A 23,942-nucleotide genomic window follows, 5' to 3' on the forward strand; every position below is an offset into this window, starting at 1 on the left:
CGCGCCAGAGAACGGAGCCACCCATGGAAACCCAGCAGATCGAGAAGCGCCCCCTGCGCCTGCCCCCCCTCCCGCGCCCCGGCAAGCCCCTCTACGAGCGCCGCCGCACCCGCTTCACCGACACCGGGTCGGCGCTGATCGCGGCCTTCGACGGCGCGGTCAACCGCGGCGAGCTCGACCTCATCATCGTCGCTGACGAGAGCGGCTTCGTCGTCTCCCAGAGCACGACCGATCTCGACCTCACCATGCTCGCCGCCGTCGCTCCGCTCATCGGTCGCGGTCGTGCGCGCGCCACCGTCAAGCGCGACGGCCAGGAGCGTGGTCTCAGCGTCAAGACGATCGAGGTCCTCGGCGAGACCCTCTACGTCGCCTGCCTCGGCGGCAAGTTCGGCGCCCGCGAGCGCGAGCTCGCCTCCACCGCCAGCGCTGCCCGGCGGATCCTCCTCAGCTAGCGCGACGGCCGGGTGGCCTCCACCCCTCGCTCGCGCCGCGTCGCTCGCGCCCCGCAAATCGTCGGCCGGCGCGAGGGGTGAACCGCGGATTGAATTATCTTTAGAACATGTCTTGAACGACAGGGCCGAAAGACCCTGCCCTCTCGGACTTCTTATTTTGAACTACAGGGCCGTGAGCGCCGCGCGCAGCGCGGCCTCCGGTTGCGTCGTCATGTCCGCGACCGCGACGTCCGGCTCGACGCCGGCGCCGTCGATCAGGCGGTCCTTCGGCGAGAAGTAGCGCGCGATCGTCAGCGTCAGCACCGAGCCGTCGTCGAGGCCGATGACATCTTGCACGGTGCCCTTGCCGTAGCTGCGCTCGCCGACCACCTTCGCGCGTCCGTGGTCCTGCAGCGCGCTCGCCAGCAGCTCCGATGCCGAGGCCGAGCGGTGGTCTTGCAGCACCACGACCTTCGTCGCGTCGTCGGTGGCCGCCAGCGTCGCTCGCTCCTCGCGGAGGATCTGCCCGCCGCGCCCGCGCGTCCGCACCAGCACGCCCTCGCCGACGAACGTGTCGGCGATCAGCACCGCCTCGCCGACGTCACCGCCCGGATTGCCGCGCACGTCGAGCACCACGCCGCCGATGCCACCGGCGCCGGCCGAGCGGCGCAGCTCCTTCAACGTGTTGCGCACGCTGTCGGCGACGCCCGAGCGGAACGCACGGATCCGTACATGGGCGAACTTGCGGCCGGCGTGCTCGAGGAGCGCGCCGCTGACGACCGGGAGCGACTGCCCCGAGAGCACCAGGCGGTGCGCCGTCGGGGCCGGATCGCTGCGCCGCTGCACGGTCAGGTCGATCGTCTCGCCGTCGCCGCCGAGCAGCAACACGTCGACCTCGGCACGCGACAGCATGAAGGCGACGTCCTGATCGCGAATCTTCAAGATCGAGTCGCCGGATTGGAGACCGATCTTCTCGGCCGGCGATCCAGGCAACACGGCCGAGACCTCGAGCCGCGCCGGCTTGCGCGAGCCCGGCTCGGCGCGCTGGAGATCGACGATCATCCCGGTCGTGCCACCGCGGCTGCGTTGCTTGAGCAGCGTGCGCTCGTCGGCGGTGAGATAGTGACTGTGACGATCGAGCCCGCTGACGATCCGCTTCAGCGACTCTGCCAGTACGCGGCTGGGCTCCACCGGGTCGACATAGCGATCGAGGACGGTGCGGAGCGCCTTGCCATAGGCGTCGGTGCCGAGGTTGTTGCCCGCCTGCGCGCTCGGGAGCGCCGACTGGACGCACCACATTGCCGCGGCGCCGAGCGAGAAGGCCAGGAACGAGCGCCAGCGGGACACGCGGTTCATCGTGGCCGAAAGACGCGCGAGGATCCAGGTTGGTTCCCGTCCGGGCGCGAATAGGTCGTCTGCTGCGTCAGGCAGCCCGCGGCAGCTCCGCCGGCGCGGCCTGCTCGCGCGTCACGGGCTCGGCCGCGCGGCGCTGCTCCAGCAACTCTCGCAGCAGCGGGCGGGTGGTGACGGCATCGACGAATACGCGGGTGAAGAGGGCTGGGCGAGAGCGGAGGCGCATGGTGCCGAACGTCTTGCACGTCGTGGGCCAGCGCGATGTCGAGGAGCTACGGGGGCACGAGGGGGACGGGAGCGCGGGGACCCAAGAAAAAATGGCAACGGCGCTTGGGAACCGTTGCCAACTTGCGACTCGGTCCGCGGCCTGGACCGACGGGCCGCGTGGGACTCAACCGCCTTCGAGCGTGCGCGCGACCTTGACGAGGTCGCGGATCTGCTTGGGCGACAACTGGGCCGAGACCGCGTAGAGCTCGTCGAGCAGCTCGCCCTTGGGACCGCTCTTCGCCTTGGTGCGGGGCAGCAGGTCGGTCGGCTCACAGCCGAACGCTTGCGCGAGGAGGAGCAGCGACTCGATGCGCGGAGCCTTGTAGCCGAGCTCGAGCTTGTTGACCGTGGTGACCGTCAGACCTGTCTGTTTGGCCAGCTCTTCGATCGTCAGGTGCGGCCGCCAACCGGTCTCGCCCTCACGCTTGCGGCGGGTCTTGGGCGGCGGAGTCGCGGTGCGCCACAGCCTGATCCGTCGTCCGATTTCCTGTGCAACTTCGTTCATCTTGAGCTCCTCGGTCGGATGTCCCGAGCCGCATCATGACACAAGTTACCTGGCGCTTCGAACAGTCCGCCGTTGCGGATGCTCACACGGGCTGTCTCATAGGACTTGTCCTTCGGGGCTTGTGAGCCCCGTCTAAAACGCTCCACGAAGGCCCAGGGAGGGTAAAATGTATCTTAGGCCACGCGAGCCGCACGTCGTGTTGCTGACGATCGAGCCTGCTCCCGACATCGCTGCATCCGAATTTCCTTGGAGCACGCAAGCGATGACTTCGCTCGAATACGTGGAGTTGAGCACGTCTGCGACGAAGTGCAGGCTCCAAGAGCGGAAGCGCCAAGTTCGTTCGGCGCGCAGGTCGAGCTGGAAGTAAGCGGGCAAGCGACGGTTGTTACGGTTGTAGAGAAGTGCCTCAGAAGCGGTCTGATCGCCGATTTGGACGGTGTACGGGCGACCTGAATGAAAGTGCAGGCGACCGCCGAAGCTCCAGCGATCGCTGATGCGATAGCCGAGCACGACGTTGACGATGTGACGCTGATCCCAGCTCGAGGGGGCGCGGCCGCCGTACTCGTACTCGCGGGTCGAGCGCGACAGCGTGTACGCGGCCCACCCGTACGCACGCTGACCGGGCAGCAGGCGCGCCATCGTCTCGATGCCGTACGACCAACCTTTGGCCGAGATCACGACGTCGTCGATCTCCTGCAGCTTGCCCGACGACAGCGACGCGAGGTCGTAGTCCTGCAGATTCGAAAGGCGGCCGAGGTAGACGTCTTGGGTGATCGCCAGCTTGTTGCCGAGCACCAGCTCGTAGCCGGCGCTACCCTGAATGTTGCGCTGCAGGCCGCGCTCGAAGCCGAAGCTCTCGAGCCCCGGGACCGGCACGGGGAAGCTCGGCGGCTGGTGGTAGACGCCGATGTTCTGGCGCAGCGTCCAGCGCTCGCCGACCTTCTCGCGCACGAGGATCCGCGGGTCGATGCCGAACGCGTGGGTCAGCGTGCGCGCCTGCGGCAGCACCGGCGAGTGACCGACCTGGGTGTAGAGATCGCCGCGCACGCCGGGGCGGATGTCGAACCGACCCTTGCGCCACAGCAGCTCGGCGTAGAGGCCCGTGGCCGAGACCACGCGGTCGCTGAACAGCTGCGTGAGGCTCTCGAGCTGCCAGCCCTCGCCCGCCGTGGCCCCCGTCGTGCCGCGGAAGATCTGGACCTCCTGATCGATGCCGACCCCGAGCTCCGCGTTGCCGCTCTCACCGACGGGCACGCGCACGTCGACGCGCGGCGCGATCAACCATTCGTTGCTGCGCGTGCGCGACACACCCGTGCGATCGAGGCCGAGGCCGAGGCTGTAGGTTGCGACGCCGCCGCGCGGCAGCTCGTGGCGGATCTTCTGCACCAGCCGGTAGAACTCGAAGCGCACGAACGGGGTCGGGTTCGACTTCTCACCCAGCTCGTCGAAGCTGCCGAGGGCGAACGCGGTGTACGTGGCGCGCTTGCCGAGCGCGTGGTCGAAGCGGGCCTGGTAGTCCCAGAAGCGCAGCTTGAGGTTGGCCTGGACCAGCGTCAGCACGCCCGCGGTGTAGCTGTAGCGCCCCGCCAGCGTCAGCGAGCCGCGCGCCGGCCCGCGCCGACAGTCCTCGCGCTTGATCCGACCTGTCCTTTTAGACCTGGCCTTTTTTCGCTGTTCTGCGAGACATGACCGATCGTGCTTGTAGTTGAGCGGGATCTCGACGAGGCCGCCGGCGTCCGTGAGGCGGATGTCGAACTCCCCGTAGGCGCGGTCGCGGCGAGCGGCGCGCGTGCGGCCCTCGATGATGCCGCTGGCGTAGCGTCCGAGCCGCACCGGCGCGCCGCTGGCATAAAAGTCGACCTGGTCGATGAAGTACGGGTGGATGACGGACGGCCCGAGCGCGACGTGGAACAGGATCGGCACGCGCACGCCGTCGAGGTAGTAACCGGTGTTGCCGGGCGCCGCGCCGCGGACCACCACGTACGGCAGGAAGCCGGCCAGCTGCGACACCCCGGGCAGGCTCCCGACCACGCGGAACGGATCGCCGAAGGTCCCCGGCACTGCGCGGATCTCCTCGTCGCGCAGCGTCGTGCTCGACACCGCCACCTCGCGTTGCTGCCGGACCACCGTGCGGTACGGGTTGCCGGCGACATCGGGCGCGAGGCGGTACTCGTAGACCAGGTCTTGCCGATCTTCGAGCTTGATACTCACGGACAGGTCCTGAAAGCCAGCCGCGCGGATGAGCAGCTTGTGCTCGCCGGGCGGCAGCCACAGCTCGAAGTGCCCGGTCTTGTCGGTCTCGGTCGAGTTGTCGTCGCCGAGCAGACGCGCGCCTGCCACTGGATCGCGGCTGCCGTACGCCATCACCCGACCGCGCAGGCGCGCTCGCCCGAGCCGCGCGGGCGCGACGGTCGTGGCCTCGGCTGTCTCGTTCGACGCGCTCGCCGGCACCGACGCTGGCGCGAGCGCGAGGAGGAGAGCGAGCACCACGCGCCCAGGATATCGGAGGTCCGTGGCGTCGAGGTCGCGAATGCGCGCGAGCTCGAAAGACCTCGATGCTCAGGCCCCGTCGCGGCGCATCGCGGCCCGGCGCGCGCCCGGCAGGCGAGCATCGTCGGCGCTCGAGGGACCGCGACGCGGCGTCGTCATCCGCTCCGTGGCCGGCTCGGCGGGCGGGGCCGCTGGCGACGGTCGCGGCAGTGATTTGCGCCGCTCGCCCGGCGGCTCGGCGGGCGGGGCGGTGCGCATCGCCGCGGGTGACGGTCGCGGCAGTGATTTGCGCCGCTCGCCCGACGGCTCGACGGGCGGGGCGGTGCGCATCGCCGCGTGTGACGGTCGCGGCAGTGATTTGCGCCGCTCGCCCGGCGGCTCCTTCGTGGTCGTCGCGCGCGTCGGCGCCTCGACGTACTCGCCGAAGATCCGCTGCTTCATGTCCTCGAGCATCGGCGAGATCCGCCCGCGCGTCCCGTCGAGCAGGTCCTTCGCTTGCGGCGTCTCACCGATCCGGTCGACGTGCTCCGACAGCGTGAACGCGCCGAGCTTGACCGTGCAGCTCGCCCACAGGACCGCCACCAGGAACACGAGGCTGAGCAGGGTGCGCATGAAGCCGGGCGCGCGAGCCTCCCGAGGCGCGCGCGCGCGATCTTCGAGCCCGCCGCGCGCCGAGGCAAATTTTTGACCGGCGGCGCCGCGCGCCCACCGGGCGCGCCGTCACTTCTCCGCGCTGCTGTCGCGTCCGAGCTCGGAGGCGACCTTGGCGGCCTCCTGGATCGTGCGGGCGAGGACGGAGCGGATCCTGCCGTCCTCCATGGTCAGGATGCCGGCGATCGTGCAACCGGCCGGCGTGGTGACTTGATCCTTGAGGGCGGCCGGGTGGAAGCCGGTCGACAGCACCATGCGCGCCGCGCCCTGGAACACCTGTGCCGCCATCTGCAGCGCCACCGGGCGCGGCAGGCCCATCATCACGCCGCCGTCGGCCATCGCCTCGATCATCACGTAGACGAACGCCGGGCCGCTGGCGCCGAGGCTCGTCACCGCGTCCATCAATTTGTCCTCGACCTCGAGGCACAGGCCCACGGTGTCGAACAGCTGTTTCGCCAGGCCGACCTCGGCGTCGCCCGCTCGCTGGCCGCGCGCCAGCACCGTCATGCCCTGTCCGATGAGACATGGCGTATTGGGCATGGCCCGAATGACAGGGCTCGCCGGCAACCATCCCTGCAGCTGGGCGAGCGTGACCCCGGCGGCGATGCTGATGACCGGCTTGTCGACCAGCGCCGCCTGCACCCCGTCCTCGTGCAGCACCTTGCTGACGCGCTGGGGCTTGACCGCGAGCAGCACCGCGTCGGCCTCGCGCATCGCCTGCAGGTTGTCGGCGGCGATGCGGACGCCATGACGCTGACGGACGGCCTCGGCGGCCTCGTGCCTGCGCGTGGTCGCCACGATCTGCGTCGGCGCGAGCAGCCCCGCGCGCAGCAGGCCGGCGGCGATCGCCTCGCCCATGGTCCCGCAGCCGATGATCGCCAGAGTCCGCCCTGCCAGCAGCATGGGCCGGCGCTTACCACAGGCCGCGGGCTCGCGCCTCAAATCGGGCGGGACGGCTGGTACACCCACGACACCGCGACGGGCTCGCGATCGACGGGCTCGCCCGGCTCGCGGCTCGGATCGGCGTCGTCCGTCCACGGATCGACGTCGTCTTCGATCGCCATCGCGTCGACCTCTCGCGGCGCCGCGGCCTCCATCGGCGCGGAGATCGCCGTCACCAGCATCTCCTTCGGGACGTCCGATCCGCGGGGCGGCCAGATCCCGCGGCCGATCGCCGCGATCTCCCCCAACACGTGGCCGCCGGCGATCGCCTCCTCGAGCCGCCGCTTGAGCGCCTGCACGGCCGGGAAGTAGTCCTTGCGCGAGTAGCGCTGATTGAGCACGCAGAACTCTTCGTTCTTGAGGCCGACGCAGGCGAAGCACTGCGTGCAGCCGAAGCAGTCGACGCAGAGCACGAGGTACTGCGAATCCTCACAACCTTCGCAGAATTCGAGGTGGCCCGAGCGGACGCACGAGCGGCTGAACCGCGAGCGGGTGCAGGCGCGGCAGTCGTGGCACAGCTCGCAGTTGCTGCAGTCGTTGCAGCGCACGCACTGGACGCAGAAGCGGCAGCGGTTGCAATCGAGGCAGCCGTCGCAGCGGAGGTTGCCATCGCCGGCGCGGCTCGGTGCGATCTCGGCGCGGTGGGCGTCGAGGAGCCCGCGGAACTGGGCCAGCAGTTCGTCGAGGGTCGGATGCACGGTCTACGAGGGTGCCACGGATCGCGGCGTGACCCAAAGTAGCGGGCCGTGTATGCTCCGCGCGCGCCCATGGCCTCCAGCCGCCTCCTGATCGTCGTTGCGCTGCTTGCGCAAGCCCTCGCGCTCGGCGCTTGTCAGCGAAAGATCGGCAGCGCGTGCCGGGTGAGCACCGACTGCAGCTTCCGCGGCGAGCGAATCTGCGACCTCTCGTACCTCGTCGACAGCAGCGGCAACCCCGACCCCAACGGCAAGGGCGAATGCACCATCGAGGGCTGCACGCCCGGCTCGTGCCCAAAAGAGGGCGCCTGCATTCAGGTCTTCAACACCGAGTTCCTGAGCGTGGCGTGCGAACCCGACTGCGAAGACCGGCGCCCGGTCGGCGCCGACGACAAGCTGTCGCCCGACGACCCCCAGTACAAGTGCCGCGAGCTCGACGACCCCACGGTCTACAACCGCTGCACCGACCAGGAGCTGTGCCTGCCCGAGGGTCTGTGCGCCGACCTCTTCAGCGCGCGGATCTCCTGCCGCAAAGAGTGCAACAGCGACCGCGGCTGCCGTGACGGCTACGAGTGCCGCGAGACCGGCGGCAACGGCGTCTACGTGGCGTTCTCGCCGACGAACCCGGACTCGCTGCCGATCGAGCGCATCTGCATGCCGATCGAGCCCAAGGCCGGCGAGTAGATCTCCGGGCCGATCCCCGGCGCGGCAGCGCGCATGCATCGTCGACGCGCGCGCAGGTGGCTGTCTCTCGGGACAGCTTCACCACTGCTCCGAGGCAAACGCTCTCTCGCCAGGCGTCGAGAGTCACCTGTCCTTCGAGATATATTATCGTGGCGCGCCCCGTGCTCACCTGTCCTTCTGGACATGCCACGATCGACCATCGAGCGCCCTCGCTGTCCCGCGGGCTGGCCGGGCGTCCCGCCGGCGGGCCACCTGGCGCCGGGGCCATGTCCGCAAGTGCTTGAAAAGCTTCGAACGGCGCCGCGGCGCTCCGCTTGCTCAATGGGATTCATCGGCGAGAGCGCCGAACGGAGTCACCCATGTTCAAGCAGATCCGTACCTTCCTGTCCCTGTCCACCCTCGCGGCCGCGCTGTTGACGGCCACGCCGGCCTTCGCCGCGCCGACCCTCGAGGGCCAGGTCAACCTCAACACCGCGACCGTCGAGCAGCTCGAGCTGCTCCCGGGCATCGGTCCGGCGATGGCCAAGAAGATCGTCGACTACCGCGCCAGCAAGCCGTTCCAGGAGACCAACCACCTCGTCCGGATCAAGGGCATCGGGCCCAAGACCTTCGCCAAGCTCAAGCAGTACCTCGTGCTCAAGGGCGAGACCAACCTGCGCGAAGTCCCGAAGGACGAGTTGGCCACCAAGCAGCCCTGAGCCGCTCGCTCTGGCCAGCCGGGGCACGAGCACGGGCGTGACGGGCGAGGGATTCTCCGTGGCCCGCTCATCGCGACGGTCTGCACTCCACCACGATGACGCTCGTCGCGCTCGTGCTCGTGCTCCGACCGGCCGGAGCAATGTCCTTCGCGACATGTCCCGAAGAACACTTTAAAGAAAAGTGGGCTCCCCGGTGAGCCTTGGTTCCCCTCTCGCCTCGGAGGCCGCGACCGGCGCGCAGCGATCGGTGAGCGTCCCTCCTTCACCTCGCCCCGACGTCACGAAGCGCCGGCCCGCGGTCCTCCGAGCATTTCGCAGCATCATCACCACTTTTGTTTGCGAGCCATCAATGTGCTGGAACCCCTCGAAGCCCACGCGCTGCTCGCCCGTCGCCCACCTGCGCTTCTCCCGTGCACGTCCCGCCGGGACGGGTTAAGGTTCCGGGGCGTGCGCTCGCGTCTCCTCGTTCCCGTCTTCGCTGCGCTCCTCGCCGCTGCTGCGGCCGGATGCCGACCGCCCGAGATCCTCCCGCCCTACGCGACGGGGCAGGCGCCCAGGTCCGACGCCTTGCTCGGCGCGGCGGCGCCGAAGATCTCCGCCCTTCAGGTCCCGGTCGCCAAGATCCGCATCGGTCGCGCGCCGAGCGGCAACCTCATGTTCCTGGCCCAAAAGCCAGGTCGATTCTCCGGCCAGATCCAGATCGCCGGCCACGAGTTCGTGTCGCTCGCCTTCAACGAGCGCGGCTACACCCTGCGCAACGTCGCCGCCGACAACCTCCCGGCCGGCTTCTTCGCCGGGCCCCCGGCTGACTGCGCGATCCAGCGGCTGCTCGGGGTCCCGTTCGCCGCGCGCGAGCTGGTGTCGCTGGTGCTGGGCGGCGCTCCGGTGCTCGCCCCGCCGTACGAGGTCGTGGCGCAGAGCTGGGATCCACGCCACGGCCACGAGGTCTTGCGCCTGCGCGCCCCCGGCTACGAGCAAGAGCTGCGGTTCGCCTTCGTCGACGGCGTGTGGTGGTCCGCGGGCGGCACGCTGTGGCAGCGCCGCGCCGACGGCCAGCTGGCGCGCATGTGGTCGCTCCTGCACGAGGAGCTGCGCCCCGTCGACGGCACGGTGCTGCCGCGTCGCACCCGCCTCGCCGGTCCCAGCACCCGCCGCCAGGACCTCGTCATCATCACCTACGGCGCCCAGGCCGTCGATCCCGACCTGGGTGGCAGCGCGGCCGTGGCCGGCGACGACGAGGCCGGCTGGGAGGACGAGGACACCGCCAGTCCGCCCGGCGATGGCGACGGCGACGAAGCACCTGTCCCCGGGGACACCTCCGCGACTCCGCCATCACCGCCCAGCGATGCAGCGATCCCCCCGCAGTTCACCCTCGACGGCGCCGGTCTGGCGCCGCGCGGCGAACTCTGCCGCTAGCCGACCCGCGGCCGGCTCGCTACCTGATCACGCCCCGCAGTTCAGCCTCGACGGCGCCGATCTGGCGCCGCGCGGCGAACTCTGCCGCTAGCCGACCCGGGACCGGCTCGCTGCCGATCGCGCCCCCGCAATTCACCCTCGACGGCGCCGGTCTGGCCCCGCGCGACGAAATCTGCCGCTAGCCGACCCGCGGCCCGATCAAGGGGTAGCCCCGCGAGCTGTCTCTCGGCGCATGCTCCGAAGGGCATGTCCTTCGGAGCATGTCCCTTCGGCCATTACCGCGAGCCGAAGAAGTACTGCAGGCTGCCGCCGAAGTAGAAGCCCGTGTTCCAGCCGCCGGTGAGGTTGATGCCGAACGTGTCCTTGATGAGGAAGCGGGCGGTCACCAGCAGGTTGACGATCGGGATGACCGGCAGGTTGACGCCCTTCTCACGGCCGAGCACATTGAGGTCGGCCTCGTTGCAGCCGTCCTTGGTGCACTTGGCGAAGCGGCCCGGGTTCGCGCTGTTCTGGTCGAGCGCCAGGCTGCCCTGGGCCGGCGGCGGCGCGCCCGGGTTGTCCGGGTCGGGCGCCCAGTGGGGCGTGCACTTGGTGAAGTCGGAGTAGTCGGAGACCGAGTTGCACGAGGCCTGGGGGGTGCCGTCGGTCGTCCCGCCCGGCGGGTTGCCGAGCGGCGTCTGCCACAGGCCCTTGCCGGTGATGATGCCGAGGCCGATACCGCCGCCGCCGCCGAGCTGGAACGCGAAGTCGGGGGTCTCGACGACCGTGCCGCGGCCGATGAAGTCGACCTGCAGCGCGACGAAGCTGAAGTTGACCTGCGTGTAGTCGGCCGCGCCCAGGTTCGGGTTGCCGTTCGCGTCGCGCTCGCTGTCGTCGAGCCACAGGCCGTCGGGCGCCTTGAGGCGGTGGTAGGCGACGGCCGGGACGATGTCGAAGTTCTTGGAGAAGCGGTAGATGTACTCGCCGCCGATGTAGAAGTTGCAGCCGTCGACGCGGGTCAACCCGGCACCGAACTTGCCGCCGGGGATCGAGTCACCGCGACACAGCGAGTTGGTCAGGCTCTGCACGTAGCCGCGGACCGCCCAGGTCGGGATGATCGAGATGCCGCCGCGGATACCGAAGCCGTGGCGCGTCCACTTCGGCTTCTCCGGCTCGGGCGGCGGCGGCTCGGGCTCGGGCGTCGGCTCCGGCTTCACCTCGGGCGGCGGCTCCGGCTGCGCCGGCTCCTCGAGATCGGTGCTCTTCGGCGCCTTCGAGCTGGTCGGCTGCCACTGGTCCCCCGCAGGCTGCGTCGTGGTCGTCGTCTCCTGCGTGGTCGTCGTCGTCGTCGTCGTCGTCGTCGCCGTCGCCGGTTGCGTCGCTGCCGCTTGCGCCCACAGCGAACTCGCGCGCGCGTACGGGTTTGCGAGGGCGAGCTGTGGCGTCAACGCAAAAAGACAAGCGACAGCAAGAGCAGAGCGACGCATGGGCTCTACTATACGCAGATCGCGTCGCGCGCGGCAAAACTGCTGCCGTCTTCAGGCCCCACCCGCAGCGCGATTTCGCACACATTCCGCGCGCGGCTCACGCGGGTCGGCGAGCGAGCGAACCACGTTTCACGAGGATCGCCTGACCATGACGACATGGTCTTTGCGCCCGGCGGCTCGCCGGCTTGCGAGTGGTTCAGCGCGAAACGACGGCGCGCGCCGGCTCGTCCGGTTCGTCGAGGAACTCGCGGACCGCGGCATAGAACGGCTGGGCGATGACCAGCGAAGAGTGACCGCCCGGTAACACGACGTAATCGTTCTCGCGGTCGACGCCCTCGATCGGCCCGGGGTCAGGGCACAGCGCGTCGGCGTCGGCGTGGATCTGCCGCAGCCGCACGCCCGCCGGCAGCGGGGCCCCGCGCAGGTCCTTGAGGAACCGGCTGCCGGGACGGACCTGCCACACCGAAGCGCTGACGAGCCCGATCGTCGCCATGCCCGCGAGCGACATCCACGTCCCGCCGAGCGGCGTGCCCATCAACGCCAGCCGGCGCACGTGCCGGTGCGCTTGCAGGAACTTGACCGCGTGCAGCGAGACCAGCCCACCCATGCTGAAGCCGACCACGTCGACGCGATCGATCTCGAGGCTCTCCGTCAGCCCGCGCAGCTTGACCGCCAGCTCCTCGGCCGACCGCGTCAGCGAACCGAGCTGCAACATCCCGTGGTGGTAGCTGAACACCACCTTGCCGTCCGACTGCAGGCGCCGGGTCAGCGGCAACATCGTCCCGCGCGTGCCGAGGAACCCGTGCACCAGCACCACCGGCCGGCTGCCGGGCTCGACCCAGGACATGTCTCCGGCGACCCGATTGCCGCGCAGGAGGTGACGCGCGTAGCCAAAGCCGTGGCTGATCGTCTCCGTCGCGTGCTGGATCATCCCTCGCTGTCGCTTCGCCACTGCTTCCTACCTTAGCAGCACGAGGGGGCCGGACCGCAAGACTCGGCGCCGCGCGCGGAGGTCGTACACGTGTCCGCCGCTCGGGCTCAGCGCGAGCGATCGGGGCGCGACAGGGCCAGCGCGGGCGTCGGCGACTCGGGCAGCATGCCGCGGAACACCTCGTCGCGCCCGCCGGTCCCGAGCGCCAGGCAGCGGGCGCGCGCCTCACTGGCCAGGCGCGTGCCCGGGAACGACTGCATCGCCTGCTCGTAGCGCGCGACCGCCTGCTTGCGCTCGCCCACCTGCTCGTACGCCTGCCCGAGGTGGAACAGGTAGACCACGCGCGCAGGGTTGTAGCCGAGCGACTCGAGCCCGTGCTCGAGCAGCGCCGCCGCCTCGCCGGCCCGACCCATGCGGGCCAGGCACAGGCCCTCGAGCGCGTTCCAGGCCTGGGCCACGGTCGGCTGGTAGGCCGGCGGGACGAAGCGCAGGCAGGCGTCGCGGTCGCCGCGGATCTTCGCCAACAACTCGGCCGAGGCCGGTTCGGCGACGCAGGCGATCTCGTGCCGACCGAACGCCGCGAGCGCCTGCAGATGCGGCGACAGCTTGGTCGAGCTGTCGTCGTAGAGCGCACCGGCTTCTTCGAGCCGCCACTCGGCCACCAGCAGCCCGCCGAGCTGCGCCCGCGCCAGCCACTGCCGCTCCACGCTCACCGCCTCGCCCGCGGCCGCCAGCGCGAGCTCGCGCCGCAGGTGTTGCTCGATCTCTCGGTGCCGCCCGGTAGCGATCGCGCGCCGCAGCACCTCCGCCTCCAGCATCGCTCGCCGTCGCCGGTCGCGCCCCACCAGCCACGCGCCGAGCGACATGCTGAACACCAGCGCCGCGATCGCCGTGACCTCGCCGGAGCAGCCGGGCAGCAGCACCAGGGTCGGCAGGAAGAACCACGCGCCTCGCACCTCTTCACCATAGCGCGACGCGACCGCCTCGCGCAGGCGTGCGAATTTTTTTGCCCGCCGTGCAAAAGAAGGCCGGCTCGCATCGACCTCAGGGGGACCATGTCGCACGTCCCGCCTGATCTTGCCTCACGCCCGCGCCGGTCGGCGTCGCTCTCGACCCGTTCGCCCGCACCTGCCGCCGGCCCCTCCTCGCTCGCAGTCGGCCCTCTGCCCGCGCCGCCGGAGGCGCGAGCCTCGGCCCCGGCCTCGCGGAGATCGGCCGGCCTCGCAGCGACCTCGACCTCCCGCGCGCGACGGCTCGCTGCGCGCTCGCTCGTCCACGCGCGACGGTCTGCCGCGGGCGCCTCGACGCGAGCCACGACCTCGGCTCGATGCCTCGCTGCCGCCCCCGCGCGCGTCGCCTCCGCGCGTGCCGTCACAGAACGGGCCGACGCGAAATCACCACTCGCCAGCTCTCCCGCCTCGCGCTCGCGACCTGCTCGCCTCTCGAGCGCCTCGCCTGCCGCCAACACCACGCCTCCCACCGGCTTGCTCTCATCGACGCATCCCGGCGTCGCCGCCCCGCCAACGCGCCTCGCCGGCGTGCGGTCGCGGCCCGCCAGGCCCGACTGCGCCGTCCCGGCCTTGCGCGCCTTGCTCGTCGATCCTGGCCAGTGTGCCCGTCATCCTGGCGCTCTCGCCCGCGAGCTCGCCCCCGGGTTGTGCGAGCTCGTCGCCTGTATCGCGCCGGACGGTCGCTGCGAGATCGCCGATCGCCGTGACCTCGCCGCCACCGGGCTCGGTCCTGCCGGTCTGTTTCATCGCGCGCGCCTCGGCACCTGCAGCGAGCGCCTCGAGTTCGCGCTCGCGGCTCCCTCCGAAGGTGTCCATGCGTACATGCTCGGAGGGCCAGGTCGGGTCGACACCGCCGCCGCCGTGCTCGAGCTCGAGGCGCTGCTCGGACAGCCGCCTGGGCCGGTGGGCACCGTCGTCGCCTTCCCCGCCCGCGGCACCGCCCTGTTCATCGCCCCTGGCGCCCGCCGCCTGCGGCGCTCGCTGGTCGCCTGGGGCCTGCGACAGTTCTGGTGCGCCGAGCCCGAGGCCGCCCCGGTCAGCGTCGGCGACACCCTCCGCTTCATGGCCGGCTGGGCCCGCGACGCCTATCGCACCCTCCCCGGCCCGATCTCCCCTCTGCTCTACTGGCACCATCAGGGCAAGCTCAGCGTGCTCGGCGACCTCGGCCTCTCGCACCTGCCCCGCGAGCTGGCCCGGCTGGTCCTCGCCAGCGCCTGAGTCGGTGCGAGACTTGTTACACATTCGCCACGCCATCATCTGTCCTTCGGGACATCTCTTGCCAGCGATGATTCCGCGTCCTCGCAAGCGCGGATCGTCCGCTCTGCATCGAGCAGTCGCCTCACTCGCATCGGGTCTCGCAAGCCGAGCACGTTCATCGGCATCAACCCTCCGGGGGTGCGCTCACGGCAGCGGCGGTCCGCGCGCCGCCCCGTCTCCTCCTGCCGCACCGGCCTTCGCCTGCTAGGCTCCTCGCCCGTGCCGCGTCCCGTCGACAACCCGCCGAACCCGTGGCTATCGACCCACGTCGAGTACTTCGGCGAGCCCCCGCCTGCGGGCCTCGAGGTGTTCGAGGAGGAAGCGCGCAGCGTCGTCGCCAGCAACGACAGCCCGGACATCCCGTTTCGCCACAGCGTCAACCCTTACCGTGGCTGCTATCACGGCTGCGCCTATTGTTACGCCCGGCCCTCGCACCAGTACCTCGGCTGGGGCGCCGGCACCGACTTCGAGCGCAAGATCGTCGTCAAGGTCAACGCCCCTACCCTGCTGCGGCAGTTCCTCGCCCGCCCCAAATGGAACCGCGACCTGCTCGCCTTCAGCGGCGTCACCGACTGTTATCAACCGCTCGAGGCCCACTACGGCCTCACCCGCGGCTGCCTCGAGGCTTGCCTCGAGTTCGCCAACCCGGTCGGCATCATCACCAAGGGCCCGCTGGTCGCCCGCGACGTCGACCTCCTCGTCGAGCTGAACCGCCGCGCCAGCGTCTCGGTCACGATCAGCATCCCCTTCATCGACGACGCCATGGCCCGGCGGATCGAGCCCTCGGTCGCGCGGCCGTCGAAGCGACTCCAGGCGCTCGCCACCCTGAGCGCTGCCGGGATCCGCACCGGCGTCGGCGTCGCCCCCGTGATCCCCGGCCTCAACGACAGCCAGATCCCCCAGATCCTCGCGCGCGCCCGCGAGTGCGGCGCGCAGAACGCCTTCCTCACCCTGCTGCGCCTCCCGGCCGAGGTCTTGCCGGTGTTCGACGCTCGCCTCAAAGAGGCCGAGCCGCTGCGTCACGCCCATGTGCTCTCGGCCATCCGCGACGTCCGCCGCGGCGCCATGAACAGCGCCCAGTTCGGCCAGCGCATGCAGGGCGAGGGCCCGCGCTGGCAGGCCATCGAGCAGCTGTTCACGGTCCACGCCCGCCGCCTCGGTTTTAATATCGATCCGCCGCAGATGCCGGCCCAGGCCACCATGCGCGCCGAACCTGTCCCCAAGGTCAGGCCCCGGCAGCGCTCCCTCTTCGGCGACGACTGACTCGCCGGGAGCGCCGCACCACCTGTCCCGAAGGTCAGGCCGCGACGCTCTTACTTCGATCACCATCGGTCCGCGCACGACCTGCCCCCGAGGACAGGCTCATCGATCGCTCGGCGATGACCTGCCTTTCGCCTTACCTGTCCCCAGAGACATACACGTGGATCACCGCTCTGGGCGACGTCCACCCTGCTCCGGCGAAGTCATCAACCTCGAGGACAGGCAGACCTCTTTGGTGCGCCTTTTTATAAGCGTCCCGAGCACAGGTCGCGCGCATCAGCCCCAGCGGGCTCGCACGATCCAGAACCCTGGCACCTCGTGCGTCTCGATCTGCGCGCGCATGTCCTTCAGCACCTGCACCAGCCGACCCGAGCGGTTGACCACGAACCACGCCTCTCCGCCCGGGCGCAGCCAGTGCGGCAGCGGCTTCACCAGCGCCGCGAACGCCTCGGGCGGCGCGTGCGTCGGCGGATTGACCAGCGCCAGCTCGACCGTCCCGCGCCACGGGTGACTCGCCGGCAGCCCGTCCGACACCAGCGCCTCCACGCGCTCGCAGCCGAGGCGCCTCGCGTTCTCGCGGACCAGGTCCGCCGCGATCACGTTGCTCTCGACCGCCAGCACATGCGCTTTCGGCCAGGTCTTGGCCGCCCACAGCCCCAGCGGACCGATGCCTGCTCCGAGGTCGAGCACCCGGCGCGGCATCGCTGGTTCGGCCGCCGCCAGCGCCGTCAGCAGCGCGCGCGTGCCGTCGTCGAGGTGTTTGCGGCAGAACACCCCCGGCGCCGAGACCAGCGGCACCTCGCCGAGCAGTGGTTCGGCGATCTCGTGGCGCACTGCCAGCAGCTCGGCGGCTGCCTGCGCGTCGAACCGCTCGGTCTTCTCGGCCGCCAGCAGGTGGTAGCCGCGGTCGCGCTCCACCGTCTCGCACGAGCCGAGCAGCGCCGCGATCGTGCGGGCCAGCGAGGCCGCGCCTTTGTCCTTGCGGACGGCGCACAGCAGGCGTCCGCCGGGCAGCAGCACCGAAGCTGCGAGGGCCAGGCAGGCCTCGGAGAAGTCCTTGCCGAGGTGCGCGCGCGGCCACACCACGGCGGCGCGGAAGCGCGGCGTGATGTCGACCGCCCACGGTGCGACGAGCGCCGCCGGTTCTTCCGCAGACTGCTCGCGGACATCGAGGGCCCAGCGCGTCGCCCCCGGGCGCAGACCGGGCAGCGGCCCGCCGTACACCAGCGCCAGCGCTTGCGGCGGCAGGTCTTGAACTGCCTGGGCGAGCAGGCGCACGCCCGGGTCCGAGGGATTAAAGAGGTTCTCGCCCTGCACGGCGCGGAGGGATAACAGCGGGGCGCCTGGCGCGCAATTCAGCTCATGTGATGCGCGTCGTCCCGGGCTTCGCCCGCGTCAGCGCACGCCCGACCGCGCCCCTCACGAAACGGCCCTGGAGCGGCCCTTGAAGGACCGTTGCCGGCGCCTGCGGTCGTCATTGATCGCGGGCTCCCTGGCAAATCCGGCCGATTGCGCGATTGGGGGTGGACCCGCGAAACGCCCCGTGTTAAAGCACCTGCGGACCCTCCGCCGGCCTGGCGTGTATTCGCCGCGGTCGTCGTGGGGCCCATGTGCTTGTTGGAGCTCTCGGCGACCCCCTTCCGCGGGTTGTCGCGCGGGTCCGGCTACCGAGGCGTGGCCGACCGTGTCTGCCCCGTCATCGTCCCAGGATCTGCGTGTCCACACTCGAAGCGTTCCTCCCCCTGTTCGAGCCGGAGTCGCTGGCGAAAATTGCCAGCAAGAAGGCCTACGCCGCCGGCGTCGAGCTGTTCGAGGCCAAGGCCGTCAGCGACATCGTGTTCGCCGGCAACTGTCTCAAGGGCAAGATCAAGGGCACGCACTCGCAGCCGCACGCGGCCACCATCAAGCTGCTCGAGTCGGGCGCGGTCGAGGCCGTTTGTGACTGCCCGACCTTCACGGACGGCTGGGAGAGGTTCTGCCACCACGCGGTCGCGCTGGCGCTCGCGCTGCGCAAGCAGTACCAGGCCGGCGGCGAGATCACGCTGACGCAGAACCCGTGGACCGCCGACGTCGCGGGCACCGGCGCCAACGCGCAGCGCTACACCATCGAGGCCCGGCGCGGCAATTGGCACGTCATGGCCTTCCGCGGCGGCGGCACGCCCGTCGTCAGCCGGCGCCGCTACGAGGGCATGAGCCCGGCCGACCGCGTCATCCATCATTACCTCTCGCAGGAGGTCGACGACGCCGACGACGGCGGCCACGTCATCGACGACATGGCGCTCTCGGGCCTCCTCTACTTCGCCCGCGGCGGCAGCACCGTCAGCCTCAAGGGCGTCGGCAAGCTGCAGTTCGCCGCCGAGCCGCTGACCCTGCGCGTGCGCGCCGAGCCGCGCCCCGGCGACAACAGCGTCGTCCTCCACGCCTTCCTCGAGCAGCGCAGCACCGGCCGCGACCTCGAGGTCCCTTCCGGTCGCGTCATCGTCGGCGCGCCGACCTGGTTCCTCCTGCACGAGACCGCCGAGGTCTTCCTCGTCCCCGACACTCCGCCGTGGGTGCTCGAGGCCGTCGCCAAGCAGCCGCGCATCGTCATGGACGCCCGCGTCAGCGCCCAGGCCATGGACGACCTCAGCGAGTCGCTCAAGACCGCCGGCGTCCCCCACCAGGACCTGTTCGCCCTCGCCTCCGACTCGCGCAAGATCGACGCCATCATCGCCACCGTCGAGGGCGATGCCACGCAGATCAAGGTCGCGCTGGCCGCCCGCTACGGCAACGCCACCATCGGCATCACCGGCAGCGAGCCCGAGTCGGCCCGCTACACCATCAACCTCGGCGACCAGCCGCTCAGCTTCTACCGCGACCTCGAGGGCGAGGCCGCCGCGCGCAAGACGCTGACCGACCTCAACCTCAAGTACAACCCCGACGCCGACGGCTTCATCGCCACCGGCGACGCCGCCGTCGAGTTTACGATCGTCGGCATCCCGCTGCTGCCCGAGACCTGGGAGAAGCGCGTGCCGCAGCTCCCGCGCGTGCGCAGCAAGTCGCCGACCCCGCGGCTGGCCGTGCGCAGCAAGGAGGGCAGCGTGCTCGACCTCGACGCGATCGTCGACGTCGAGGGCGAGGACGACCTGATCTCCTTCCGCGACCTCCTGCGCTGGCTGCACGAGGGTCGGCGGTGGATCACCCTCGCCGACGGCTCGGTCGCCAAGCTCGACCCGCAGATCCTCCAGCCGATCGCCGACGCCGCCGGCGCGATCGAGTTCGACAAGAAGGGCCACGCCGAGATCAGCACGCTCGAGCTCGGCACCTTGACCCGCCTGCTCGGCGCCGTGCCCTCGGCCGACGTCGCCAAGGAGGTCAAGCGCCTGATGGAGAACATGACCGGCGAGCGCTCGGCCAAGGCGCCCAAGCGGGCCAAGACGCTCACCGCCAAGCTGCGCGAGTACCAGCGCTCCGGCTTCGCGTGGTTGTGGCAGCTCCACGAGAACCAGATGACCGGCATCCTGGCCGACGACATGGGCCTCGGAAAGACGGTCCAGGCGCTGGCGCTGCTGACGAAGGCCAAGGAGGAGGAGGGCGACCAGCCGACGCTGATCGTCTGCCCGACCTCGGTGCTCAGCGTGTGGAAGCAGGAGGTCGAGAAGTGGGCCCCGAGCCTGCGCCTCACCACCTGGCACGGCGCTGACCGGGCCGAGAACCGGCGCATGCTCAAGAAGGCGGACATCGTCGTCACCACCTACGCCATCTTGCGCCGCGACATCGACGAGCTGAGCAAGATCCGCTGGCGCTACGCCATCCTCGACGAGGCGCAGTACATCAAGAACTGGGCCACCACCACCGCCAAGAGCGCCAAGCAGCTGACCGCCGACCACCGCCTCGCGCTGTCGGGCACCCCGGTCGAGAATCACCTGGCCGACCTGTGGGCCATCTTCGATTTCCTCGCGCCCAACTTCCTCGGCAAGCTGTCCGACTTCCAGAAGAACTACGTCCGCCCGATCGAGGAGAACGACGGCAAGACGCTCGAGGCCCTGCGCGCGCGCATCCGGCCGTTCGTCATGCGCCGCAAGAAAGAGGACGTGGCCCAGGAGCTGCCGCCGAAGACCGAGCAGACGCTGTTCGTGCAGTTCAGCCGCAGCCAGCTCGGCCTCTACAACCGGATCCTCAAGACCGCCAAGGACGAGATCAAGGGCCGCATCGAGGAGGTCGGGCTCGAGAAGTCGCAGATGACGATCCTCGCCGCGCTCACGCGCCTGCGCCAGGTCTGCTGCGACCCGCGCCTGCTCGGCCTGCCCGACGCCTCGACCTTGCCGCCGTCGGCCAAGCTCGAGGCCTTCAAGGAGCTCATGGCCGACTGCGTCGGCTCGGGCCGCAAGGTCCTGGTGTTCTCACAGTTCGTCGAGATGCAGAAGCTGCTCGGCGACGCCCTCAACGAGCTGAAGATCCCCTACCTCTGGCTGCACGGCGGGACCAAGAACCGCGAGGAGCTGGTCCTGCAGTTCCAGACCAAGTCCGGCCCGCCCGTGTTCCTCATCTCGCTCAAGGCCGGCGGCTCCGGCCTCACCCTCACCGAAGCGGACACCGTCGTCCACTTCGACCCGTGGTGGAACCCCGCCGTCGAGGACCAGGCCACCGACCGCGCCCACCGCATCGGCCAGGACAAGCCCGTCATGGTCTACCGGCTGGTCTGCGAGGACACCGTCGAGCAGAAGATGGTCGAGCTCGGGGCCCGCAAGCGCGAGGTCGCCGAGAGCGCGCTCGGCCGCGACGTGACCGCCGGCAAGAAGCTGACGATCGAAGACGTCGAGGCGCTGCTCGAGACCCCGAGCGCTGCCACCTGGGATCAGTGAGGACACCATGGCCGGCGACCCCGACGCGATCGTCATCGGCTCCGGCCCCAACGGCCTCGTGGCCGCCTGCATGCTCGCGCGCGCCGGCATGCGCGTGCTCGTGTGCGAGGCGAACCCGCGGCGCTGGGGCGGCGCGCTCGGCTCGGAGGAGGCGACCCTGCCCGGCTTCGTCCACGACGTCGGCGCCGCGCTGTTCCCGTTCCCGCGCATCAGCCCGGCCTTCCGCGCGCTCGACCTCGAGAAGCAGGGCGTCGAGCTGTGCTTCGCCGAGTTCGACAGCTGTCACCCCGCGCCCGACGGTTCGGTCGCGTGCATCAGCCGCGACCTCGAGCTCGCCTCGCGTCACTTCGGCGACCCGCGCGACGGCGAGACCTTCGCCGCGCTGGCCCGCTGGTACCGCGGCGTCGAGCCGGCGGTGCTGGGGATCCTCCTCAACACGCTGCCGACGCTCGCGCCGGTCCTGAAGCTGCTGCCGTTCGGGATCTTCAAGCTCGCGCGGATCTTGCTGTCCTCGGGGGCAGGTCTGTCGCGCCGGCTGTTCCGCGGCGAGGCGGCCCGGCGCGTCATGCCGGGGCTGGCGCTGCACGTCGACGTCGGCCCGCGCGACCCGCTCGGCGCGGCGCTGGGCTTCATGCTCGGCATGACCGCGACCACCGGCGGTTACTCGATCCCGCGCGGCGGGGCGCAGGTGCTGGCCGACGCCATGGTCGCCGACCTGCGCCGTCATGGCGGCGAGATCCGCCTCGCCAGCCGCGTCGAACGGATCCTCACGGAAGGTCGCCGCGCCGTCGGCGTCCGCCTCGCCGACGGCACCGAGCTGCGCGCCGCTCGCCGCGCCGTGATCGCCGACACCGCCGTCGCCTCGCTGATGCTCGACCTCGTCGCGCGCGACCTCGTGCCCCGCCGCGTGGTCCGCTTCATGGAGAAGTTCCCGCAGGGTTGGGGCACCTTCAAGGTCGACTGGGCCCTGTCGGCGCCGGTCCCGTGGGCTGTCCCCGAGGCCAGGCGCGCCGCGGTCGTGCACGCCGGCGACAGCCTCGACGACCTCGAGCGCTTCACCGCCCAGGTCCGCCGCGGCGAGCTGCCCGACAACCCGTATCTGGTCATCGGTCAACAGAGCCTGTTCGACCCGACGCGCGCCCCGGCCGGCCAGCACACGCTGTGGGCGTACTCGCGCGTGCCGAGCCGGCCCGCGGGCGGCTGGTCGGCCCACGCCGCGGCCTTCGCCGACCGCGTCGACGCCCGCATCGAGGGCCTCGCGCCCGGCTTCCGCAGCACCGTGCTCGCGCGCCGGGTCGTCGCCCCACCTGACCTCGAGGCCATGGACGCCAACCTCGTCGGCGGCGACCTTGGCGGCGGCTCGAATGCCTGGCACCGCCAGCTCATCTTCCGCCCGCTGTTCCCCTACTTCCGCCACCGCATGCCGGTCGAGGGTCTCTACCTGTGCTCGAGCTACGCACATCCGGGCGCGGGTGTGCACGGCATGTGCGGCTACAACGCGGCGCAGATCGTCCTGCGCGACCTCGGCTGAGCGACGCGAGGGCCGCCCCGGCGCCACCTCTGCTTCGCCGGACGACGTCCACCGCGACGTCACCTCGGCATCGCCCTGTTCTGCACCGAGGGTGTCGCATGACCCTCGCCGTCGCGCGAACTCGATTGTTGTCTCCGCCTGTCCCGAAGTACATGTAATACCCTCGACGACCGTCGCTACCGCCGCGCGTGAGACAAGCGTTCAGCCGCCGCCCTGGGTCCACGTCCACCGGCGATCGTCACGCGAAAACCTGTGCGCGACGCCGCGGTGCAACCTCCTCCCACGAGGTGAGCGCGCGCCGACGCGCCAGCGCATCGATCGCAACGCGGCGACACACTCGCTACCATCGATGCGCATGACAACCTGGTTTGGTCTCTCCTCCGCGCTGCTCGGCTCGCTCGTCCTCGCCACCCTGGGCTGCGGTGACCCGCCCTCCAATAACGTCAGCGCGTCGAACGGCGACAGCGACAGCGACTCGACCTCCGCCACCGGCGTCACCGCCACCGACGGCACGGTCACCGCGGGCGGCAGCGACAGCGACAGCGGCGAGACCGACGGCACCGGCTCGGCCAGCATGACCTCGTTGCCGACCACCGGCGAGCCGACCTCGACCAGCAACGGCTCGGCGACCTCGTCGACGACCGCCGACACCGAGGCCACCGCGACGACCAGCCCCGTCACCGACTCGGGCGCCACCGACACCGACACCACCGTCGGCCCCGGCACCACCCTCGATCCGGAGACCTCGAGCACCACCGACAGCAGCACGACCGGCCCCGACTGCATCCCCACCGAAGAGATCTGCAACGACCTCGACGACGACTGCAACGGCATCGTCGACGACGTCGACGTCGGCGGCGACGGCATCTGCGACTGTCTCAACATCGCCATCTTCGGCAACGAGGGCGCCAACCCCTCCGCCGAGTTCCAGGGCTGGCTCGAAGCCCAGGGCACCCAGGTCGACCGGATCTCCCTCGACGGCACCCCGATCGACGCCGTCACCCTCGAGAAGTACGACATCGTCATCCTCGACTGGCTGGTCCGCAACTACAGCGCCGAGGAGGCCGCGACGATCAGGACCTGGGTCGAGGGCGGCGGCGGTCTGATGTCGATGACCGGCCACACCAACAACAACACCGTCGTCGATCGCCCCAACTCGATCATCGCGCCGATGGGCCTGGCCTACAACCAGAGCAAGGGCTTCTTCGGCGGGCCGGTGACGCAGTGGACGCCGCACCCGATCACCGAGGGCATCACCTCGGTGTCGTTCTACGGCGGCCTCTACGTCGACATCGTCGAGGACGGCGTCGCGCTCAACGAGGTGATCGGCACGCTGCCGCAGGGCCCCGTCGCGGTCGGCCAGACCCGCCTCGACGGCAAGCTCTTCATCTTCGGCGACGAGTGGATCGAGTTCGACTCGGAGTGGCAGCAGATCCCGCAGATCAAGCAGTTCTGGGTCAACATCCTCGCGTGGCTGTCGCCGCAGAACTTCTGCACGATCCCGCAGTGAT

The 23,942-nt window shown here is 70.5% G+C and carries 21 protein-coding genes; 9 read left to right on the forward strand and 12 right to left on the reverse strand.

Annotated features, from left to right (window positions below; genetic code table 11):
- Positions 1-23 precede the first annotated feature (23 nt).
- On the forward strand, positions 24-452 hold the full coding sequence (locus POL25_RS16670) for a hypothetical protein (protein WP_272087023.1): 429 nt from the start codon (positions 24-26) through the stop codon (positions 450-452).
- Positions 453-614: 162 nt separating this feature from the next.
- On the opposite strand, the gene POL25_RS16675 is transcribed toward POL25_RS16670, so the two are convergent.
- The 7 genes from POL25_RS16675 to POL25_RS16705 form a co-directional block, all read right to left on the reverse strand.
- The gene (locus tag POL25_RS16675) at positions 615-1,787 is read right to left on the reverse strand and encodes a S41 family peptidase (RefSeq protein ID WP_272087024.1); all 1,173 of its coding nucleotides are present in this window, start codon (positions 1,785-1,787) and stop codon (positions 615-617) included.
- A 67-nt stretch (positions 1,788-1,854) separates the two neighbouring features.
- Positions 1,855-2,010, reverse strand: coding sequence for a hypothetical protein (locus POL25_RS16680; protein WP_272087025.1), 156 nt, complete (start codon positions 2,008-2,010; stop codon positions 1,855-1,857).
- A gap of 165 nt (positions 2,011-2,175) precedes the next feature.
- Positions 2,176-2,556 carry a helix-turn-helix domain-containing protein gene (locus POL25_RS16685; protein ID WP_272087026.1) on the reverse strand — a complete coding sequence of 127 codons (381 nt, stop codon included), beginning with the start codon at positions 2,554-2,556 and terminating at the stop codon, positions 2,176-2,178.
- A gap of 132 nt (positions 2,557-2,688) precedes the next feature.
- Positions 2,689-5,046 carry a TonB-dependent receptor gene (locus POL25_RS16690; protein ID WP_272087027.1) on the reverse strand — a complete coding sequence of 786 codons (2,358 nt, stop codon included), beginning with the start codon at positions 5,044-5,046 and terminating at the stop codon, positions 2,689-2,691.
- Between the two features lie 69 nt (positions 5,047-5,115).
- Positions 5,116-5,658, reverse strand: a complete 543-nt coding sequence (locus POL25_RS16695; RefSeq protein ID WP_272087028.1) for a hypothetical protein — start codon at positions 5,656-5,658, stop codon at positions 5,116-5,118.
- 108 nt (positions 5,659-5,766) lie between these two features.
- Entirely contained in the window at positions 5,767-6,600 is an 834-nt protein-coding gene (proC, locus tag POL25_RS16700) for a pyrroline-5-carboxylate reductase (RefSeq protein ID WP_272087029.1), read from the reverse strand.
- A gap of 35 nt (positions 6,601-6,635) precedes the next feature.
- Positions 6,636-7,337: a hypothetical protein gene (locus POL25_RS16705; protein WP_272087030.1), complete on the reverse strand. Its 702-nt coding sequence runs from the start codon at positions 7,335-7,337 to the stop codon at positions 6,636-6,638.
- 69 nt (positions 7,338-7,406) lie between these two features.
- Between POL25_RS16705 and POL25_RS16710 the strand changes: the two genes are divergently transcribed.
- From POL25_RS16710 to POL25_RS16720, 3 genes are all read left to right on the forward strand, one after another.
- The gene (locus POL25_RS16710; RefSeq protein ID WP_272087031.1) at positions 7,407-8,018 is read left to right on the forward strand and encodes a hypothetical protein; all 612 of its coding nucleotides are present in this window, start codon (positions 7,407-7,409) and stop codon (positions 8,016-8,018) included.
- Between the two features lie 359 nt (positions 8,019-8,377).
- Complete coding sequence (locus POL25_RS16715) at positions 8,378-8,716, forward strand: ComEA family DNA-binding protein (protein WP_272087032.1); 339 nt, start codon at positions 8,378-8,380, stop codon at positions 8,714-8,716.
- Between the two features lie 447 nt (positions 8,717-9,163).
- Positions 9,164-10,132, forward strand: coding sequence for a hypothetical protein (locus POL25_RS16720; RefSeq protein WP_272087033.1), 969 nt, complete (start codon positions 9,164-9,166; stop codon positions 10,130-10,132).
- Between the two features lie 275 nt (positions 10,133-10,407).
- Here the strand turns inward: POL25_RS16720 and POL25_RS16725 are convergent, their stop codons facing one another.
- The 4 genes from POL25_RS16725 to POL25_RS16740 all read right to left on the reverse strand — a co-directional run bounded on the left by POL25_RS16725 (position 10,408) and on the right by POL25_RS16740 (position 14,355).
- Complete coding sequence (locus tag POL25_RS16725; RefSeq protein WP_272087034.1) at positions 10,408-11,559, reverse strand: hypothetical protein; 1,152 nt, start codon at positions 11,557-11,559, stop codon at positions 10,408-10,410.
- Between the two features lie 235 nt (positions 11,560-11,794).
- Positions 11,795-12,550, reverse strand: a complete 756-nt coding sequence (locus POL25_RS16730) for an alpha/beta fold hydrolase (protein ID WP_272087035.1) — start codon at positions 12,548-12,550, stop codon at positions 11,795-11,797.
- Positions 12,551-12,636: 86 nt separating this feature from the next.
- Positions 12,637-13,485, reverse strand: a complete 849-nt coding sequence (locus tag POL25_RS16735; RefSeq protein ID WP_272087036.1) for a tetratricopeptide repeat protein — start codon at positions 13,483-13,485, stop codon at positions 12,637-12,639.
- Positions 13,486-14,019: 534 nt separating this feature from the next.
- On the reverse strand, positions 14,020-14,355 hold the full coding sequence (locus POL25_RS16740; RefSeq protein WP_272087037.1) for a hypothetical protein: 336 nt from the start codon (positions 14,353-14,355) through the stop codon (positions 14,020-14,022).
- A gap of 6 nt (positions 14,356-14,361) precedes the next feature.
- On the opposite strand from POL25_RS16740, the gene POL25_RS16745 reads away from it, so the two are divergent.
- Both POL25_RS16745 and POL25_RS16750 read left to right on the forward strand, forming a co-directional pair.
- Complete coding sequence (locus POL25_RS16745; protein ID WP_272087038.1) at positions 14,362-14,757, forward strand: hypothetical protein; 396 nt, start codon at positions 14,362-14,364, stop codon at positions 14,755-14,757.
- 258 nt (positions 14,758-15,015) lie between these two features.
- Positions 15,016-16,059 (forward strand): PA0069 family radical SAM protein, encoded by a 1,044-nt coding sequence (locus tag POL25_RS16750; RefSeq protein ID WP_272087039.1) that lies wholly within the window; start codon positions 15,016-15,018, stop codon positions 16,057-16,059.
- Between the two features lie 273 nt (positions 16,060-16,332).
- Here POL25_RS16750 and POL25_RS44360 read toward each other — a convergent pair whose 3' ends face one another.
- Positions 16,333-17,373 carry a class I SAM-dependent methyltransferase gene (locus POL25_RS44360; RefSeq protein ID WP_272087040.1) on the reverse strand — a complete coding sequence of 347 codons (1,041 nt, stop codon included), beginning with the start codon at positions 17,371-17,373 and terminating at the stop codon, positions 16,333-16,335.
- Positions 17,374-17,771: 398 nt separating this feature from the next.
- On the opposite strand from POL25_RS44360, the gene POL25_RS44365 reads away from it, so the two are divergent.
- The 3 genes from POL25_RS44365 to POL25_RS16770 all read left to right on the forward strand — a co-directional run bounded on the left by POL25_RS44365 (position 17,772) and on the right by POL25_RS16770 (position 23,941).
- Positions 17,772-20,900 (forward strand): DEAD/DEAH box helicase, encoded by a 3,129-nt coding sequence (locus POL25_RS44365; RefSeq protein ID WP_272087041.1) that lies wholly within the window; start codon positions 17,772-17,774, stop codon positions 20,898-20,900.
- A 7-nt stretch (positions 20,901-20,907) separates the two neighbouring features.
- Positions 20,908-22,431, forward strand: coding sequence for a phytoene desaturase family protein (locus POL25_RS16765; RefSeq protein ID WP_272087042.1), 1,524 nt, complete (start codon positions 20,908-20,910; stop codon positions 22,429-22,431).
- Positions 22,432-22,786: 355 nt separating this feature from the next.
- Complete coding sequence (locus tag POL25_RS16770) at positions 22,787-23,941, forward strand: hypothetical protein (protein WP_272087043.1); 1,155 nt, start codon at positions 22,787-22,789, stop codon at positions 23,939-23,941.
- Position 23,942 lies beyond the last annotated feature (1 nt).

The organism is Nannocystis bainbridge, from assembly GCF_028368995.1.
In the GTDB taxonomy this organism is placed as follows: Bacteria; Myxococcota_A; Polyangia; order Nannocystales; family Nannocystaceae; genus Nannocystis; species Nannocystis bainbridge.

Excerpts from the sequence above, each read along its gene's own strand:
- POL25_RS16740 (WP_272087037.1), bottom strand. The coding sequence starts at position 14,355 with ATGGACACCTTCGGAGGGAGCCGCGAGCGCGAACTCGAGGCGCTCGCT.
- POL25_RS16715 (WP_272087032.1), top strand. The coding sequence starts at position 8,378 with ATGTTCAAGCAGATCCGTACCTTCCTGTCCCTGTCCACCCTCGCGGCC.
- POL25_RS16770 (WP_272087043.1), top strand. The coding sequence starts at position 22,787 with ATGACAACCTGGTTTGGTCTCTCCTCCGCGCTGCTCGGCTCGCTCGTC.
- POL25_RS16680 (WP_272087025.1), bottom strand. The coding sequence starts at position 2,010 with ATGCGCCTCCGCTCTCGCCCAGCCCTCTTCACCCGCGTATTCGTCGAT.
- POL25_RS16670 (WP_272087023.1), top strand. The coding sequence starts at position 24 with ATGGAAACCCAGCAGATCGAGAAGCGCCCCCTGCGCCTGCCCCCCCTC.
- proC (WP_272087029.1), bottom strand. The coding sequence starts at position 6,600 with ATGCTGCTGGCAGGGCGGACTCTGGCGATCATCGGCTGCGGGACCATG.
- POL25_RS16685 (WP_272087026.1), bottom strand. The coding sequence starts at position 2,556 with ATGAACGAAGTTGCACAGGAAATCGGACGACGGATCAGGCTGTGGCGC.
- POL25_RS16745 (WP_272087038.1), top strand. The coding sequence starts at position 14,362 with ATGCTCGGAGGGCCAGGTCGGGTCGACACCGCCGCCGCCGTGCTCGAG.
- POL25_RS16675 (WP_272087024.1), bottom strand. The coding sequence starts at position 1,787 with ATGAACCGCGTGTCCCGCTGGCGCTCGTTCCTGGCCTTCTCGCTCGGC.
- POL25_RS16710 (WP_272087031.1), top strand. The coding sequence starts at position 7,407 with ATGGCCTCCAGCCGCCTCCTGATCGTCGTTGCGCTGCTTGCGCAAGCC.
- POL25_RS16695 (WP_272087028.1), bottom strand. The coding sequence starts at position 5,658 with ATGCGCACCCTGCTCAGCCTCGTGTTCCTGGTGGCGGTCCTGTGGGCG.
- POL25_RS16765 (WP_272087042.1), top strand. The coding sequence starts at position 20,908 with ATGGCCGGCGACCCCGACGCGATCGTCATCGGCTCCGGCCCCAACGGC.